The 16,219-nt window shown below is 71.7% G+C and carries 14 protein-coding genes; 11 read left to right on the forward strand and 3 right to left on the reverse strand.

The window, feature by feature from the left end:
- Positions 1-4: 4 nt before the first annotated feature.
- The 5 genes from IE274_RS25225 (at position 5) to IE274_RS25245 (ending at position 4,962) form a co-directional block, all read left to right on the forward strand.
- Positions 5-937 carry a Ppx/GppA family phosphatase gene (locus IE274_RS25225; RefSeq protein WP_190118133.1) on the forward strand — a complete coding sequence of 311 codons (933 nt, stop codon included), beginning with the start codon at positions 5-7 and terminating at the stop codon, positions 935-937.
- Positions 938-1,073: 136 nt separating this feature from the next.
- Positions 1,074-1,895, forward strand: a complete 822-nt coding sequence (locus IE274_RS25230; protein WP_190118134.1) for a sugar phosphate isomerase/epimerase family protein — start codon at positions 1,074-1,076, stop codon at positions 1,893-1,895.
- Positions 1,892-2,518, forward strand: a complete 627-nt coding sequence (locus IE274_RS25235; protein WP_190118135.1) for a TetR/AcrR family transcriptional regulator — start codon at positions 1,892-1,894, stop codon at positions 2,516-2,518. The genes IE274_RS25230 and IE274_RS25235 overlap by 4 nt, the downstream gene beginning before the upstream one ends.
- A 138-nt stretch (positions 2,519-2,656) precedes the next feature.
- Positions 2,657-4,510, forward strand: a complete 1,854-nt coding sequence (gene ilvD, locus IE274_RS25240) for a dihydroxy-acid dehydratase (protein WP_190118136.1) — start codon at positions 2,657-2,659, stop codon at positions 4,508-4,510.
- 134 nt (positions 4,511-4,644) lie between these two features.
- The gene (locus tag IE274_RS25245; protein WP_190118137.1) at positions 4,645-4,962 is read left to right on the forward strand and encodes an SH3 domain-containing protein; all 318 of its coding nucleotides are present in this window, start codon (positions 4,645-4,647) and stop codon (positions 4,960-4,962) included.
- A gap of 221 nt (positions 4,963-5,183) precedes the next feature.
- Here the strand turns inward: IE274_RS25245 and IE274_RS25250 are convergent, their stop codons facing one another.
- Positions 5,184-7,499: a serine/threonine-protein kinase gene (locus tag IE274_RS25250; RefSeq protein WP_190118138.1), complete on the reverse strand. Its 2,316-nt coding sequence runs from the start codon at positions 7,497-7,499 to the stop codon at positions 5,184-5,186.
- A gap of 261 nt (positions 7,500-7,760) precedes the next feature.
- Here IE274_RS25250 and IE274_RS25255 point away from each other — a divergent pair, with 261 nt between their 5' ends.
- The 5 genes from IE274_RS25255 (at position 7,761) to proC (ending at position 12,790) form a co-directional block, all read left to right on the forward strand.
- Positions 7,761-8,291, forward strand: a complete 531-nt coding sequence (locus tag IE274_RS25255) for an EamA/RhaT family transporter (protein ID WP_190118139.1) — start codon at positions 7,761-7,763, stop codon at positions 8,289-8,291.
- 257 nt (positions 8,292-8,548) lie between these two features.
- Positions 8,549-9,301, forward strand: a complete 753-nt coding sequence (locus tag IE274_RS25260) for a class I SAM-dependent methyltransferase (RefSeq protein WP_229909791.1) — start codon at positions 8,549-8,551, stop codon at positions 9,299-9,301.
- A gap of 784 nt (positions 9,302-10,085) precedes the next feature.
- Positions 10,086-10,898: an ABC transporter ATP-binding protein gene (locus IE274_RS25265; protein ID WP_190118141.1), complete on the forward strand. Its 813-nt coding sequence runs from the start codon at positions 10,086-10,088 to the stop codon at positions 10,896-10,898.
- Positions 10,899-11,070: 172 nt separating this feature from the next.
- Complete coding sequence (locus IE274_RS25270; RefSeq protein WP_190118142.1) at positions 11,071-11,808, forward strand: ABC transporter permease; 738 nt, start codon at positions 11,071-11,073, stop codon at positions 11,806-11,808.
- Positions 11,809-11,929: 121 nt separating this feature from the next.
- Positions 11,930-12,790 (forward strand): pyrroline-5-carboxylate reductase, encoded by an 861-nt coding sequence (proC, locus tag IE274_RS25275; protein WP_190118143.1) that lies wholly within the window; start codon positions 11,930-11,932, stop codon positions 12,788-12,790.
- A 183-nt stretch (positions 12,791-12,973) separates the two neighbouring features.
- Here the strand turns inward: proC and IE274_RS25280 are convergent, their stop codons facing one another.
- Entirely contained in the window at positions 12,974-13,558 is a 585-nt protein-coding gene (locus tag IE274_RS25280; RefSeq protein WP_190118182.1) for a cysteine hydrolase family protein, read from the reverse strand.
- Between the two features lie 206 nt (positions 13,559-13,764).
- On the opposite strand from IE274_RS25280, the gene IE274_RS25285 reads away from it, so the two are divergent.
- Positions 13,765-14,763, forward strand: a complete 999-nt coding sequence (locus IE274_RS25285) for a GlxA family transcriptional regulator (RefSeq protein WP_190118183.1) — start codon at positions 13,765-13,767, stop codon at positions 14,761-14,763.
- Here IE274_RS25285 and trpS read toward each other — a convergent pair.
- Positions 14,691-15,728 carry a tryptophan--tRNA ligase gene (gene trpS, locus IE274_RS25290; protein WP_190118144.1) on the reverse strand — a complete coding sequence of 346 codons (1,038 nt, stop codon included), beginning with the start codon at positions 15,726-15,728 and terminating at the stop codon, positions 14,691-14,693. The two genes, IE274_RS25285 and trpS, sit on opposite strands and share 73 nt — an antisense overlap.
- Positions 15,729-16,219: the final 491 nt, after the last annotated feature.

Raw genomic sequence — 16,219 nt, forward strand, 5'->3', positions numbered from 1 at the left:
GTATATGAGACTCGGTGTCCTCGACGTGGGTTCGAACACGGTGCATCTGCTGGTGGTGGACGCCCACCCCGGCGCCCGCCCGCTGCCTGCGCACTCCCACAAGGCCGACCTGCGGCTTGCCCAACTCCTCGACGAGGCGGGTGCCATCGGCCCCGAAGGCGTCGACCTGCTCATCGCCACGGTGCGTGACGCGCTCCAAGCCGCGGAGGACAAGGGCGTCGAAGACCTCCTGCCGTTCGCCACCTCGGCCGTCCGGGAGGCGACCAACGCCGACGACGTGCTCGCCCGCGTCCGCGCGGAGACCGGCGTCGACCTGCAGGTCCTCACCGGCGCCGAGGAGGCGCGGCTGACCTTCCTCGCCGTCCGGCGCTGGTTCGGCTGGTCCGCGGGCAAGCTCCTCGTCCTCGACATCGGCGGCGGCTCCCTGGAGATCGCGTACGGCATCGACGAGGAGCCGGACGCCGCGGCCAGCCTGCCGCTCGGCGCCGGGCGCCTGACCGCCGCCTGGCTGCCCACCGACCCGGCCGACCCGGCCGACGTGCGCGCCCTGCGTCGCCACGTCCGCGCCCAGATCGCCCGCACCGTCGGCGAGTTCAGCCGCTTCGGCAATCCCGACCACGTCGTCGCCACGTCGAAGACGTTCAAGCAGCTCGCCCGGCTCGCGGGCGCCGCGCGGTCCACGGAGGGCCTCTACGTACAGCGGGAACTGAAGCGCAAGTCCCTGGAGGACTGGGTGCCGCAGCTCGCCGCGATGACCACCGCCGAGCGGGCCGAGCTGCCCGGGGTCTCCGAGGGGCGGGCCGGACAGCTCCTCGCCGGGGCGCTCGTGGCCGAGGGCGTGATGGACCTGTTCGGCGTGGAGTGCGTGGAGGTCTGCCCGTGGGCGCTGCGGGAGGGCGTGATCCTGCGCCGCCTGGACCACATGCCGACGACCTGACGGGGCGACCCGCCCCGTCAGGGGCGCGGGGAACCGCGCGACCGGCAACCCGCACCCGCCCATGGTGAAGAACCCCACGGCGCAGGGGCCCCCGTCCCAGGGCCACCCGGCAAACGCACCCCGTACCCTGTTGCCCGTGGCAGAAGTGGTGCGCATCCCGGACGCGAAGGTCGCCCTGTCGACGGCCTCCGTGTACCCGGAGTCGACGGCGACGGCCTTCGAGATCGCCGCGCGCCTCGGGTACGACGGCGTCGAGGTCATGGTGTGGACGGACCCCGTCAGCCAGGACATCGAGGCCCTGCGCCGCCTCAGCGACTACCACCGGATCCCGGTCCTGGCCGTACACGCCCCGTGCCTGTTGATCACCCAGCGCGTCTGGTCCACCGACCCCTGGGTCAAGCTCCAGCGCGCCCGCGCCGCCGCCGAGAAGCTGGACGCGTCGACGGTCGTCGTGCACCCGCCGTTCCGCTGGCAGCGCGGCTACGCACGCGAGTTCGTCGAGGGCATCTGGCGCATGGCCGACGAGACGGACGTACGGTTCGCCGTGGAGAACATGTACCCGTGGCGGTACCGCGACCGCGAGATGCTCGCGTACGCCCCCGACTGGGACGTCACCAAGGACGACTACCGCCACTTCACGATCGACCTGTCGCACACCGCGACCTCCCGCGTCGACGCCCTCCAGATGGTCGACCGCATGGGCGACCGCCTCGGCCACGTCCACCTCGCCGACGGCAAGGGCTCCGCGAAGGACGAGCACCTGGTGCCCGGGCGCGGCACCCAGCCCTGCGCCGAACTGCTCGAACGCCTCGCCACCAGCGGGTTCGACGGCCACGTCGTCATCGAGGTCAACACCCGGCGCGCCATGTCCAGCGCGGAGCGCGAGGCCGACCTGGCCGAGGCCCTCGCCTTCACCCGGCTGCACCTGGCGTCGGCGGTGAAGGTGCCGCGCTCATGACCGGCCAGGCCGCCGCCCCCGCGCCCCGGCGCCGGGGCCGCCCCTCCCGCACCCAGGCCGAGCAGGGCCCCGCCATGCGCGAGGTGATCCTGGAGGCCGCCCGCGAACAGTTCTCCGAGCGCGGGTACGAGAAGGCGTCCGTGCGCTCCATCGCCAAGGCGGCGGGCGTGGACTCGGCGCTCGTGCACCACTACTTCGGTACGAAGGAGCAGGTCTTCGCCGCCGCCATCGAGGTGGCCTTCGCGCCCGCCCTCGGGGCGCCGACCGCCGTGGCGGAGGGCTCGCTGGACGACGTCGGGGAGCGCCTGACCCGCTTCATCCTCGGCGTCTGGGAGGACCCGAAGACCCGTACGCCGCTGCTCGCGATCGTCCGCTCCGCCGTCAACAACGAAACGGCCGCCACGGTCTTCCGCCGCCTGATCTCCACCCAGCTCCTGGCCCGCATCGCCGAGCGCCTCGACCTGCCCGACGCCGAGCTGCGCGCCGAGCTGGCGGCGGCGCAGCTGGTGGGGACGGCGATGCTGCGGTACGTCATCCAGGTCGAGCCGCTGGCGTCGGCGGACGTGGAGCAGATCGTGGCGCGGGTGGCGCCGGTGGTGCAGGGGCATCTGACCGGGCCGTAGCCGTGCGGACGAGGGGGTTCCGCCGGTGAGACGGTTGTCCCGCCATCCGGACACCCTGTCCGGATCTTGGATCAGCGGCGTACGCTCGGCCGTAAGTCACACATGCCCCGAAGCATGACTCTTGAGGAGCGAGCGACGATGCCCGAGCTGAGGTCCCGCACAGTCACCCACGGCCGCAACATGGCGGGCGCACGCGCCCTGATGCGGGCCTCCGGGGTACCGGGCGCGGACATCGGCCGGAAGCCGATCATCGCCGTGGCCAACTCGTTCACGGAGTTCGTGCCGGGCCACACGCACCTGGCCCCGGTCGGCCGCATCGTGAGCGAGGCCATCCAGGAGGCGGGCGGCATCCCGCGCGAGTTCAACACGATCGCCGTGGACGACGGCATCGCGATGGGCCACGGCGGCATGCTCTACTCGCTGCCCTCCCGCGACCTGATCGCGGACTCCGTCGAGTACATGGTGGAGGCGCACTGCGCGGACGCGCTGATCTGCATCTCCAACTGCGACAAGATCACGCCCGGCATGCTGATGGCGGCCCTGCGCCTGAACATCCCCACGGTCTTCGTCTCCGGCGGCCCCATGGAGGCCGGCAAGACCACCCTGGTCGACGGCACGGTCCGGAAACTCGACCTGATCAACGCGATCAGCGACGCGGTCGACGAGAACGTCTCGGACGAGGACATCCTCCGCATCGAGGAGAACGCCTGCCCCACCTGCGGCTCCTGTTCCGGCATGTTCACGGCCAACTCCATGAACTGCCTGACCGAGGCCATCGGCCTCTCGCTGCCGGGCAACGGCTCGGTCCTCGCCACGCACACGGCCCGCAAGGCGCTGTACGAGCGCGCGGGCGCCACCGTCGTCGAGCTGACCAAGCGGTACTACGACGGGAATGACGCCACCGTCCTGCCGCGCAACATCGCCACCCACGCGGCCTTCGAGAACGCCATGGCCCTCGACATCGCCATGGGCGGCTCCACGAACACGATCCTGCACCTGCTCGCCGCGGCCCAGGAGGCCGAGGCCGGGTACGACCTCGCCGACATCGACGCCGTCTCGCGCCGCGTCCCGTGCCTGGCGAAGGTCGCGCCCAACGTCGCGCCCACCACGACGTACTACATGGAGGACGTGCACCGCGCGGGCGGCATCCCCGCGATCCTCGGCGAGCTGTACCGCGGCGGCCTGCTCAACGAGGACGTGCACACCGTCCACTCCGCCTCCGTCAAGGAGTGGCTGGACGCCTGGGACATCCGCAGCGGCGCCACCTCCGCCGAGGCCGTCGAGCTGTGGCACGCGGCGCCCGGCTGCGTCCGTTCCGCCGAGGCCTTCTCGCAGTCCGAGCGCTGGGACACCCTCGACACGGACGCGGCGGGCGGCTGCATCCGCGACGTCGCGCACGCCTACTCCCAGGACGGCGGGCTCGGCGTCCTCAAGGGCAACCTGGCGGTCGACGGCTGTGTCGTGAAGACGGCGGGCGTCGACGAGTCGATCTGGACCTTCGAGGGCCCCGCGGTCGTCTGCGAATCGCAGGAGGAAGCGGTCGAGAAGATCCTCAACAAGCAGGTCAAGGAGGGCGACGTCGTCGTCATCCGCTACGAGGGCCCCAAGGGCGGCCCCGGCATGCAGGAGATGCTCTACCCCACGTCCTTCCTGAAGGGCCGCGGCCTCGGCAAGGCCTGCGCCCTCGTCACCGACGGCCGCTTCTCCGGCGGCACCTCGGGCCTGTCCATCGGCCACGCGTCCCCGGAGGCCGCGTCCGGCGGCACCATCGCCCTCGTCGAGGACGGCGACCGCATCCGCATCGACATCCCCCGCCGCACCATCGACCTCCTGGTGGACGACGCCGAACTGGACCGCCGCCGCGCGGCCCTGGGCGGCGTGTACGCCCCCAAGTCCCGCGAACGGAAGGTCTCGCAGGCGCTGCGGGCGTACGCGGCGATGGCGACGAGCGCGGACAAGGGCGCGGTGCGGGACGTGACGAAGCTGGGCTGAGGCTCTCCGCGGGCCGGTCGAGACTGTCCTGCTTTGTCCTGCAACTGGTGTGATGCGCGGGCGCGTCTATGGTGTGAGGTACATGCCATGGGCGGCCCGCGCCGCCCGTTTCACGGGGGATATGGGGTAGCAGGATGAGCACTGAGGAAACCTTCGGGGTCGATGTGGTCGACGGTGTCGACGCGGCCGAGCTGAGCGTCGAGGCCGCCGCGGCCCGGAGCTACCCCGTCGTCGCGGACGTCAACGTCCGCTCCGGCCCCGGCACTTCGTACGGCAAGGTCGGCCGCGTCCAGGCGGGCAGCCGCGTCACCATCAGCTGCCAGCGCCCCGGCGAGACGGTCACGGGCCCGACCGGCACGTCGAAGATATGGGACAAGATCGGCAGCGGCCGGTACGTGTCGGACACGTATGTGCGGACGGGGAGCAACGGGTACGTGGCGCCGCGCTGCTGAGCCGTGGCCACGGGCAGGTGACGCCGTGCGCAGGTGATGCCGCGCGCAGGTGAGGCGTCCCGGCCGCCGAACGTCACGAAGCCGCCGAGCTCCGGTCGACCCGGGACTCGGCGGCTTCGCCGTGCGGGCCCCGCAGAGCCTGGGCCGCACGCGGGCTTCGGCGCCCGGGCCCTACGCGGGCTTCGGCGCCCGGGCCCTACGCGGGCTTCGGCGCCTGGGCCCTACTCGGACTTCGGCGGCTTCGCCGTGTCGAACGCGAAGAGCAGGTTGTCCGCCCCCGACACCACCGCCACCCGCCCCGCGAGCGTCACGCGCGGGTTCGTGCGCAGCCCGCCGCCGTTGACCTTCGGGTCCGTGGTCCACAGGCGGCGGCCGTCGCGCGGCGCGAGCGCGGCGACCCGCCCCCCGGCCGAGCCGAAGTACAGCGCCCCCGGCCCGGCGGCCGGACTCGCCGCACCCTCCACGCCCGTGTGCCGGGCCCACCGGAGCCCGCCGGACGCGGGGTCGACCGCGCTGACCCGGCCGCTGTCCTCCGTGAAGTACACCGTGCCGCCGACCAGCCGGGGCCTGCCGCCGTAGGCCTTCGACAGCCGCGTCGTCGTCGCCTTGCCGCGCGCCGCGTCCAGGCGCAGCACCGCGTCGTACTCAAGGACGCCGACATCCCCGCCCGCCCGCTGCCGCACCAGCACGAGCCGCCCACCGGCCGCGCCGAGCGGCTGCACCGGCCCGCCCACAGTGACCGCCCGGCCCAGCTCGCCCGAGGCGAGGTCGACGCCGCGTACCGTGTCGCGCCGCGCCGCACCGTCCGCGACCTGCCCCTTCGGCATGCACATCACGTACGCCTGGCCGCCCGCGCCGAGCGGCGCGCACTGGCTGCCCGCCGGGAACGGGGCCGTCCACAGATTCTTGCCGGAACGGGCGTTCCGGGCCTCGATACGGGTGCCGTCCGCGTCGATCGTCAGCACCGTCGACCCGACCACCACGGCGTCCTGCGCACCGGCGCCCGCGACGACCGTGGCATGGGCGCCCATCGGCGCGGACCACAGCTCCTTGCCGCGCGCGACGTCGAGGGCGACCACCTCGTCACGCCCCGAACCCTCGGCGGCGAAGCGGTAGCCGACGACGGTACGGCCGTCGCCCGCGAGCCCGGCGATGGAGGTGTCCTGGACCGGTACGCCCGGCCCGGCCACGGCCCACAGCCGCTTGCCGTCCGCGACCCGCACGCGGGCGGCGACGGTGCCGCCGCCCCCGCAGTACACGGAGTCGCCGTGCGCCAGACAGCGCACCTCGTCGGGGATCTTCGCCTTCCCGGCCGGTACGTCCTGCCGCCACGGCCGGAAGCCGTCGGGCAGCGCCGGACTCGTGGCGGCCACGTTGCGTTCCTTGTCGTCCCGCTCGCTGTCCGAGCCGCCGCCGGACGGCTGGGCGAGCAGCGCGAGGCCCGCGCCGATGACGGCGACGGCGGCGACGGCGGCGAGGACGGGGCGCCGGCGGCGACGGCGGGCGGGGCGGTGGGCGGGGGTCGGTGAGGCGAGGCCGGGCTCACCCGCGCCGTGGCCAGCACCCGCGCCATGCCCGCCACCCGTGCCATGCCCGCCACCCGTGCCATGCCCGCCACCGGTGTCCTGCCCGCTACCCGCGCCATGCCCGCCACCCGTGTCCCCGGCCCCGGACAGATGATGCTCGGTCCGGGTGTCCCGGGTGCGGCAGCCGCCCGTGACGACCTCCAGCTCGGTGGGCAGGTCCCGCAGGCGGACGAGGAGCTCGTCGATGGAGGGCCGGGCGGCCGGGTCCTTGGTGAGGCAGGGTTCGACGGCGGTACGCAGGGCGTGCGGTACGTCGCCGAGGGCGGGCGGCTCGTGCACGACCTGGTAGGCCGTCATATAGGGGGAGTCCGCGTCGAAGGGCCCCTGCCCCGTGGACGCGTACACCAGCAGCGTGGCGAGCGAGAAGACGTCCGAGGACGGCCCGACCCCGCGCGGGTTCTGCAACTGCTCCGGCGACATGAACGGCGGCGTACCGATCACCCGCCCCGTCATGGTCAGCGTCTGCTGGTCGGCCGCGCGGGAGATGCCGAAGTCGATGACGCGCGGCCCTTCCGGCGAAAGGACCACGTTGGACGGCTTGAGATCACGGTGGACGACATCGGCCCGATGGATGTCACGCAGCGCCTCGGCCAGCCCGATGGCGAGCGACCGCAGCTCGGCGCCACCGATCGGCCCACGGCGCGCGATGCGCTGCGCGAGCGTCGGGCCCTCTATGAACGACGTGGCCATCCACGGATGCGGCCCCTCGGGGTCGGCGTCCACGACGGCGGCGGTGAACGCGCCACTGACCCGGCGCGCCGCGGCGACCTCCTGCCGGAACCGGGTACGGAACTCGTCGTCGTCCGCGAACTGCTGGTGGATCAGCTTGATCGCGACCGGCCGCCCCGACGCCGTACGCCCGAGGAACACGGTGCCCATGCCGCCCGCGCCGAGGCGGGCCTCCAGCGGATAGCCACCGATCTCCTCAGGGTCCCCTGAGCGGAGCGACACCTTTCGACCCTCCCGTTCCGGTCGTCCCCCGTGCGTCATGCCTGTCCGCACAAACTAGCGGCCGGGGGCGGAGGGGAGGCAAGGCGGGGGACGAAATGGGCGTGGCACCTGGGCCTTGACCAGAGCCGGAGGAGCTGGAACGGCCGCCGTACCGCCGCACGGGCTGGAACGGCTGCTCTACCCGCCGGACGGTTGGAATGGCTGCCGTACCGCCGGACGGGCCTGAGGGAGCCGCGCTTCCCCTCGGGCGATAATCGACGCGTGAGTGACCAACCGCGAGACGAACCCCGTACCGACCCGGGTACCGACCGGCAGCCCGAGGGCACCGCGCCGGGGCCCCGCCCCGAATCCATCCGCTTCTTCGGTACGAGCTGGGTCGACCACACGGACCGCTACGGCCTGCGCCGGTTCGGCGTCGCGGTCGGCTCGCTGGCCGCGGCGGTCGTGGGCTGCCTGGTGCTGCGCTTCGCGTACCAGGGCCTGGAGATCGCGGACGTGGGCTCGTTCGTGAACCTGCTGGTCGTGATCATGTTCGCGATCTGCAGCGCGGTCGCGTTCCGGCGCACGTGGGAGGGCTTCTCCAAGCGCCACGACCCGCAGTCGGTGGCGTCGATGCGCAGCCTGATGATGATCGGCTTCATCGGCTCCCTCCTCGCGTACTTCTTCCGCACCCTGAAGGAAGCCCCCGGCGAGAACCTGCACCGGCAGGAGTACGAGACGGCCCGGCAGCAGTACGAGAAGCGGACGTCCCGCAGGGCGAAGAACCCGACGAAGCGGAAGCGCCGCAAGTAGCAGGACGGGGGAGCCCGGGCCCCACCGCTTGGCCGGAACCCCGACGCAGCGCCGGGAGGCAGGGCGAGGATGAAGCCATGCCGAGCGACAGCGACAGCGAAAGCGACCGCCAGAACCCGAGCGTGGGTACGAGCCCGAGCGTGAGCGGGGACCCGACCCTGACCCCGACCCTGGCCCCGAACAAGAGCGAACCCCCCACCTCAGCCCCTACCCCAGCCCTCACCCCAGCCCCCGACTCCGCTCTCTCCTTCGACGCAGTGGCGACCCAATACGCGGCGGCCCGCCCCGGCTACCCACCCGAACTCTTCTCCACGATCGAGGAGTTGGCGGGGCGCTCCCTGGCAGGCGCCACAGTGGTGGACGTGGGCGCGGGTACAGGGATCGCCACCCGCCTGCTCCGGGACCGGGGCGCACACGTGATCGCGGTGGAGCCGGGCCCGGCGATGGGCGCGGAGCTGCGGGCGACCCAGCCCGGCACCCCCCTGCTACGTGCGGTGGGGGACGCCCTGCCCCTGGCCACGGCGTCGGCGGACTTCGTGACGTACGCCCAGGCGTTCCACTGGACGGACCCGGCCCGCTCGGTCCCGGAGGCATTACGCGTGCTGCGCCCGGGTGGCGCGCTGGCGGTGTGGTGGAACACCCCGGACCCGGAGGTCGAGTGGGCGGCGGAGCAGGAGGCCCGCCTGAAGTCCCAACTCCCCGGCTACCACGCGAACCCCATCAGCGGCGACGCACCAGGAGTCATCAGAACCGCGGCCCCGACCCTGACCCCGATCCACCGCCGCCTGCACTGGACCCGCCGGGTCCCCCTGTCCACCCACCTGTCCCACCTGGCCAGCCGCTCCTACTTCGCAACCATGGGCCCGGCCCGATCAACCTCCATCCTCGCGGCCGAACAAGCCCACCTGCGCAAGGCCTTCCCCGACGACGTAGTAGAAGAGGCCTACGCCCTGGACATCACCCTGATCCAAACCCCCCAGCCCCCCAATAACCCCCAGCCGTCCCACTAGGCCCCAGCCCTCTACTAGCCCTCAGCCCCCCGCTAACCCCCACCGCGACTAGCCTCACGCCCGGGTCTTGCTCCCGCCGGGACGGTGCCCCCTCATCCGGCCCGTGCCCTCGCCGGGACCTTGCCTGCCCCGGGGTTCGGCCTCCGTCCGGGCTGTGCTCATGCGCGAGTTCACGCGCCCGGGCTGTGCCCAAGCCTGAGTCTGTATGCCCGGGCTGTGCCTATTGAGCCCGAGCTCGCCCCCGGGCTGTGCTCAAGCCTGAGTCCGCGTGCCCGGGCCTTGCTCATGCGCGAGCTCACATGCCCGGGCCGTACTCAAGCCCGAGCTTGCCCGCCGGGTCCTGGCCGAGCCCGAGCTTGCACGCCTGGGCCAGGGGCTGCGCGAGCCTGGCTCACGCAGCCCCTGGCTCACGCAGCCCCTGGCCCAAGTCCCTCTGGCTCAAGCCCCCGGGGCCAGGCCCCCCGGGCTCAACCAGCCCCCGGCCCGCGCACGGCCTCTGCCCACGCCCATGGCTTCCCGCCCTCCGAGGCCTACCCGCACGGGAGCCCCACCCGAATTCAGCCCGTCCGGCGTTTGAGGACGAGGCGCGCAGCGCCGATCGGCGGAGGCTGTCCCACCCGAAGGGAACACCCACCCCCGGAGCCCAGGGGCGGAGCCCCCCCCGCGCGGCGGAGCCGCACATTGACACAGCCGGGAAGGGGCGGGACTGGGGAAAGTCCCGCGGGGCCCCATCCCCCACCCAACCCCTTGACGAAGCCCGCCCCCCACCCCACATAATCATCACATGATGAATATCCAGCCCCCACCCCAAACCCCAGCCCCCACCTCCCAACCCCCCGAACCGCCCCCACCCCCCACCCCCGCAATCCAAGCCACCTCCCTGACCACAACCCGAGGCACCCGGAAAGTCCTCCACAACCTCACCTTCACCGTCCCCCAAGGCCAGATCACCGGCCTCCTGGGCCCCTCGGGCTGCGGCAAGTCCACCCTGATGCGAGCAATCGTCGGCACCCAGGCAAGAGTCACCGGCACCCTGAACGTCCTGAACCACCCCGCAGGCACCCCCGCCCTCCGCTCCCGCATCGGCTACGTGACCCAGGACCCGTCCGTCTACGACGACCTGACAGTCCGCCAGAACCTGGAGTACTTCGCCGCGATCCTGTCCCCGGGCCACGGCGAGACGGCGACCCGCCGCCAGGAGGACGTCACCCGAGCCATCGCCGAAGTGGACCTGACCACCCACGCGGACGCCCTGGCGGCCAACCTCTCCGGCGGCCAACGCAACCGCGTCTCCCTGGCGGTAGCCCTCCTCGGCACCCCCGAACTCCTGGTTCTGGACGAGCCCACAGTCGGCCTGGACCCCGTACTGCGCCGAGACCTCTGGGACCTCTTCCACACCATCGCCGCCAACCGAGGCACCACGATCCTGGTGTCGTCACACGTCATGGACGAGGCGGAACGCTGCCACCGCCTGCTCCTCATGCGAGAGGGCGAAATCCTCGCCGACGACACCCCCGAGTCCCTACGCACCAGCACAGCGACCCCAACGGTGGAAGCAGCGTTCCTCCACCTGGTCGACAAGGCCAACGCCACGTAACCCCTCACCGCCCAACCCACCACCCATCCCCCCAGCCACAACCGACCACACACCCCCCGCACACACCCCTCCGTACGCCCCCCCCCACGCCCCACACACACGCACCCCCGCACCTGCGCCCGCACCCAGCGCCCTCCCGCCCCCAGGCCCCCCTCCTCCTCCCGGAGCCCCCATGAACACCAACCGAACCCTCTCCACCGCAGCCCGAGTCCTACGCCAACTCCGCCACGACCCCCGCTCGATCGCGCTGATGATCCTCGTCCCCTGCGTGATGCTCCTGCTGCTGCGCTACGTCTTCGACGGCAGCCCTCAGACCTTCGACTCCATCGGCGCGTCGCTCCTGGGCATCTTCCCGCTGATCACGATGTTCCTGGTGACATCGATCGCCACGCTCCGCGAACGCACATCCGGCACTCTGGAACGCCTCCTGGCGATGCCCCTGGCCAAGGGCGACCTCATCGCGGGCTACGCACTGGCCTTCGGCGCCCTGGCCGTGATCCAGTCGGCCCTGGCCACCGGCCTGGCCCTGTGGGCCCTGGGCCTGGACGTGACGGGCTCGGCCTGGCTCCTGCTCCTGGTGGCCCTCCTGGACGCCCTGCTCGGAACAGCCCTGGGCCTCTTCGTCTCGGCCTTCGCGGCCTCCGAGTTCCAAGCGGTCCAGTTCATGCCGGCGGTGATCTTCCCCCAACTGCTCCTCTGCGGCCTGTTCACCCCCCGCGACAACATGCAGCCGGTCCTGGAGGCGATCTCGAACGGCCTCCCCATGTCGTACGCGGTGGACGGCATGAACGAGGTCGTGCGCCATCCCGACATCACGGGCGACTTCGTCCGCGACGCGGCCATCGTCGCGGCCTGCGCCCTCCTGGTCCTGGCCCTGGGCGCAGCCACCCTCCGCCGCCGCACCCCCTGACCGCACCCGCCGACCGCACCCACCAGGAGCCCCACCCCCGTCCGCTCACCGGACAACCCGCCACCCGGCCCCCACCCGATGCGAGGATGACCACGAACGACGCATCCCGGGAGGCCCGCCCATGACCAAGCCGAGCAAGCCGAACCCTCCGCACCAGCCGACCAAGCCGAACCAGAAGGTCGTCGCCGTCCTGGGCACCGGAAAGATCGGCGAAGCCCTGCTCAGCGGCATGATCCGCAGCGGCCGAGCCCCCGCGGACCTCCTGGTCACCGCCCGCCGCCAGGAACGAGCCGATGAACTCCGCACCCGCTACGGCGTAGAACCCCTCACCAACGCCGAGGCCGCCAAGCGCGCGGACATCCTGATCCTCGCCTGCAAGCCGCAGGACATGGCCTCCCTCCTCGCCGAACTCGCCCCGCACGTCAGCACCGACACCCTCGTCATCAGCGCGGCCGCGGGCATCACGACGGCCTTCATCGAGGAGCACCTGGCCGCCGCCACCCCCGTCATCCGCGTCATGCCGAACACCCCGGTACTGGTGGACGAGGGCATGTCCGTCATCTCCGCCGGCAGCCACGCCACGGCCGCCGACCTGGCCCACGCGGAGGACGTCTTCGGCGCCGTGGGCAAGACGCTCCGGGTCCCCGAGACCCAACAGGACGCGTGCACCGCCCTCTCGGGCTCGGGCCCCGCCTACTTCTACTTCCTCGTCGAAGCGATGACGGACGCCGGCATCCTCCTGGGCCTCCCGCGCGACAAGGCCCACGACCTCATCGTCCAGGCGGCCATCGGCGCGGCGGTCATGCTCCGCGACAGCGGCGAACACCCGGTCAAACTCCGCGAGAACGTCACCTCCCCTGCGGGCACCACCATCAACGCCATCCGCGAACTCGAAAACCACGGAGTCCGTGCGGCCTTGATCGCAGCCCTGGAAGCAGCCCGAGACCGCAGCCGCGAACTGGCAACAGGCAACAACACCTAACCCACCCCGCACCCGCACCCGCATCTTCAGGCCTACCCGGCACCGGTTCAGCCCGTCCGGCGTCTGCGGACGAGGCGCGAAGCGCCGATTCGGGGGAGGGCTGTCCCACCCGAAGGGGACACCCACCCCCGGGGGTCAGGGGCAAAGCCCTGGTCTCGGGAAGGGGCGGGATCGGGGAAAGCCTCAGCCCAAACCCCCCAAAACCTCCCCTGTCCAAACCACCCGAGCAAACCCACCCCCGTGCAGGGAAACCGCCGACGCCTCCCCAACCTCCGCAGCCGTCCGCCGCCACCCGAACGGCCCCACCAGATCAAAGGTGTACGTCGCGTCATAAGCGAACACCACCTCGTACCCGAGATTCCCACCCATCCGAGCAGTCGTCTCCGCGCACATATTGGTCTGAATCCCGGCCACCACGATCTGAGAAACCCCGGCCTCCCGCAGCCAAGCGTCCAGATCAGGCGTCCCGTAAAACGCCGAGTTCACACTCTTCGTGACGAACAGCTCGCCCCCGTCCCCCTTCCCGCGCCGCTGCTCGACGTACTCCTTGAACTCGTTGCCGACATACCCCGGCCGCAACGGCGACTCCGGCTTCGGCGAGTCATGCCGTACGAACACGACCGGCCGCCCCGTCGCCTGCCACGCGTCGATCAGCGAGGCGATGTTGTCGTCAGCCTCCGGATTGTTCCGCGCCCCCCAGTACCCCTCCTCCTCGAACCCCTTCTGTACGTCCACGACGACCAGCGCCGCGTTCTCCGCGATGTTCAGTGCGTTCTCCATGCCCACGATGCTGCCGCCAGGCGCCCCACCACCCCAGCCCTACAAAAGCCACCGATCGATGGTTTACTGCCACCGTGCAAAACCCCCACCCCGCACCGGCTCCTGCACGCGACACCGCACCGGCTCCCGCACCCCACTCCGAACCGGCCCCAGCACGCGACACCGCACAGAACCCGACCACTCACCCCCAACGGATCGCCCTCCTCACCTTCCCCGGCATCCGCCCTTTCGACGTCTCCGTGATCACCGAGGTCTGGGGCACCGACCGCACCGACCGCGACGTACCTCCCTTCGACCTCCACCGCGTCGCCGCCACCCCCGCACCCGTCCCCATGCGCGGCGGCCTCACCCTCACCCCAGACCGCACCCTCGCCTGGCTGAACCGGCTGACCGGCACCGACCTGATCGTCGTCCCCGGCCTGGACGACCACCTGACCCCGGCGCCACCCCCACTACTGGAGGCCCTGCGCCGCGCCCACACCCGAGGCATCACCATCGCGGCCTTGTGCGGCGGCGCCTTCACCCTGGCCCAGGCGGGCCTGCTGGACGGCCGCCGAGCCATCACCCACTGGAACCTCGTCGATCTCCTGCGAACCCATCACCCCCTCGTCACCGTCGTCCCCGACGCCCTCTTCATCGAGGACGACAACATCTGGACCGCCGCGGGCACCGCGGCCGGCATCGACCTGTGCCTGCACCTGGTCCGCACGGCCCACGGCTCGGAGGCCGCCGCGACCATCGCCCGCTCGATGGTCACCGCCCCGTTCCGCACCGGCGGCCAGGCGCAGTTCATCGAGCACCCCACACCCCGCGCCGACCGTGACGCCGACGCCCTCGCCACGGTCCGCGAATACGCCCTCCGTCACCTCCAGGACCCGCTCACCGTCTCCGACCTGGCCGCCAGGGCGGGCATGTCGGCGCGTTCGTTCGCCCGTCACTTCACCGCGGCGACCGGCACCACACCCCTGCGCTGGCTGCTAGACCAGCGCGTCGCCGCCGCGCAGAAGCTCCTCGAACGCACCGACCTGCCCATGCCCGAGGTGGCCCGCCGCGCGGGCTTCGGCAGCGAGATCACGATGCGCCAGCACTTCGCCTCGCGCCTCGCCACCAGCCCACGCGCCTACCGCGCCACGTTCACCGGCACCGCCTCGGGCACCGCCGGCGCGGGTGGCAGCAGCCCGATCGCCCGATAGGCGGCGTCGACCGTCGGCTTCGCCTTCCCTCTCGCCCGCTCAGCCCCGGCCCGCAACACCTCCTCTACATACGCGGAATCCGCAACCAGTTCCTTGTGCCGCTCCCGCACGGGCCGCAGAAGCTCCACCACGGCGTCGGCGGTGTCCTTCTTCAAGGCTCCGTACGACTCGTATACACCGCTCAAGCCGTTTGGGTTCCCACCTTCACAAGCCGCGAGGATCTCCAGCAGGTTCGAGACCCCGGGCCGGGTCTCCGGGTCGTACACGACGTCGTCCCCGCTGTCCGTCACAGCGCGCATGATCTTCTTCCGCACCACGTCCGGCTCGTCCAGCAGATAGACGATCCCGGCCCCCGACTCATGGGACTTCCCCATCTTCGACGTCGGCTCCTGCAGGTCCATGACCCGCGCCGCCACCTCGGGCCGCGTGGCCCGCGGCACCGCGAACGCGTGCCCGTATCGCTGGTTGAACCGCACCGCCAGGTCCCGCGTCAGCTCGACGTGCTGCGTCTGGTCGTCCCCGACCGGCACCTCGTCGGCCCCGTACGCCAGGATGTCCGCCGCCATCAGCACCGGATAGGTGAGCAGCGACAGCCGCACGCTCCCGCCCCGCGCCCGCTCGATCACGGATTTCTCCTTGTACTGGATCATCCGCCGCATCTCGCCGTCCGTGGCGACGCACTCGAGCAGATACGACAGCCGTGCGTGCTCGTCCACATGGCTCTGTACGAACACGGAGCACCGCTCGGGATCGAGCCCGGACGCGAGGAGCAGCGTCGCGGCCTGCCTACTGAGCCTGCGCACCCGGCCGGGGTCGTGGTCGACGGTCAGCGCGTGCAGATCCACTACGCAGAACAGCGCGTCGGCCCGGTACTGATCGACATCCGCCCACTGCCGGATGGCCCCCAGGTAGTTCCCCAGCGTCAGGTGCCCGGTCGGCTTGACCCCACTGAAGATCCGCGTCATCTCTTCTCTCCACCTCCAGAACGGGGCCGCCGTCCCGGCGACCGGGTTCAGGACCTCCGGAGGGAGATACGCGAACGGCCGCCGAAGCGGCGGCCGTTGAGTGCATGCGTCAGCTCGGCCGCCGTCAGGCGGCCCACCACTGATGGGTGCGCGCATGCGTAGTCATGTCCCTACAGTAGCGCGGGCAGGCCCGAAGTTGACACGTCCTGACCCGGAACGTAGTGTTCTCCGAGTTGCCCGACGTGAGCGCCGATCACTGGTCGGTCCCCGGGCAGCCATTCCGTAAGAACCATTCAAGCGATCGATGCTCTGACTCTTCGTGTCCACGAGGGGTCGCTGTCGGCTCGTTTCCATGCGCTTTTACGAAATGAGGAGTCCGCGTTCGAAAGGGCGCCCCCGATTAGGTCGGGAGTCGAGATTCCGCTAAAGTCTCACTCGTCGGAACGGCCCAACAGCCGGGAAGACAACCCCGGTTGACTGGGAATCAGGCC

This window comes from Streptomyces flavofungini (assembly GCF_014650815.1).
Taxonomy (GTDB): domain Bacteria; phylum Actinomycetota; class Actinomycetes; order Streptomycetales; family Streptomycetaceae; genus Streptomyces; species Streptomyces flavofungini.

What these genes read in the sequence shown, in the direction of transcription:
- IE274_RS25235 (WP_190118135.1), top strand. Translation starts at nt 1,892, where the DNA reads ATGACCGGCCAGGCCGCCGCCCCCGCGCCCCGGCGCCGGGGCCGCCCC.
- IE274_RS25265 (WP_190118141.1), top strand. Translation starts at nt 10,086, where the DNA reads ATGATGAATATCCAGCCCCCACCCCAAACCCCAGCCCCCACCTCCCAA.
- IE274_RS25245 (WP_190118137.1), top strand. Translation starts at nt 4,645, where the DNA reads ATGAGCACTGAGGAAACCTTCGGGGTCGATGTGGTCGACGGTGTCGAC.
- IE274_RS25270 (WP_190118142.1), top strand. Translation starts at nt 11,071, where the DNA reads ATGAACACCAACCGAACCCTCTCCACCGCAGCCCGAGTCCTACGCCAA.
- trpS (WP_190118144.1), bottom strand. Translation starts at nt 15,728, where the DNA reads ATGACGCGGATCTTCAGTGGGGTCAAGCCGACCGGGCACCTGACGCTG.
- IE274_RS25225 (WP_190118133.1), top strand. Translation starts at nt 5, where the DNA reads ATGAGACTCGGTGTCCTCGACGTGGGTTCGAACACGGTGCATCTGCTG.
- proC (WP_190118143.1), top strand. Translation starts at nt 11,930, where the DNA reads ATGACCAAGCCGAGCAAGCCGAACCCTCCGCACCAGCCGACCAAGCCG.
- ilvD (WP_190118136.1), top strand. Translation starts at nt 2,657, where the DNA reads ATGCCCGAGCTGAGGTCCCGCACAGTCACCCACGGCCGCAACATGGCG.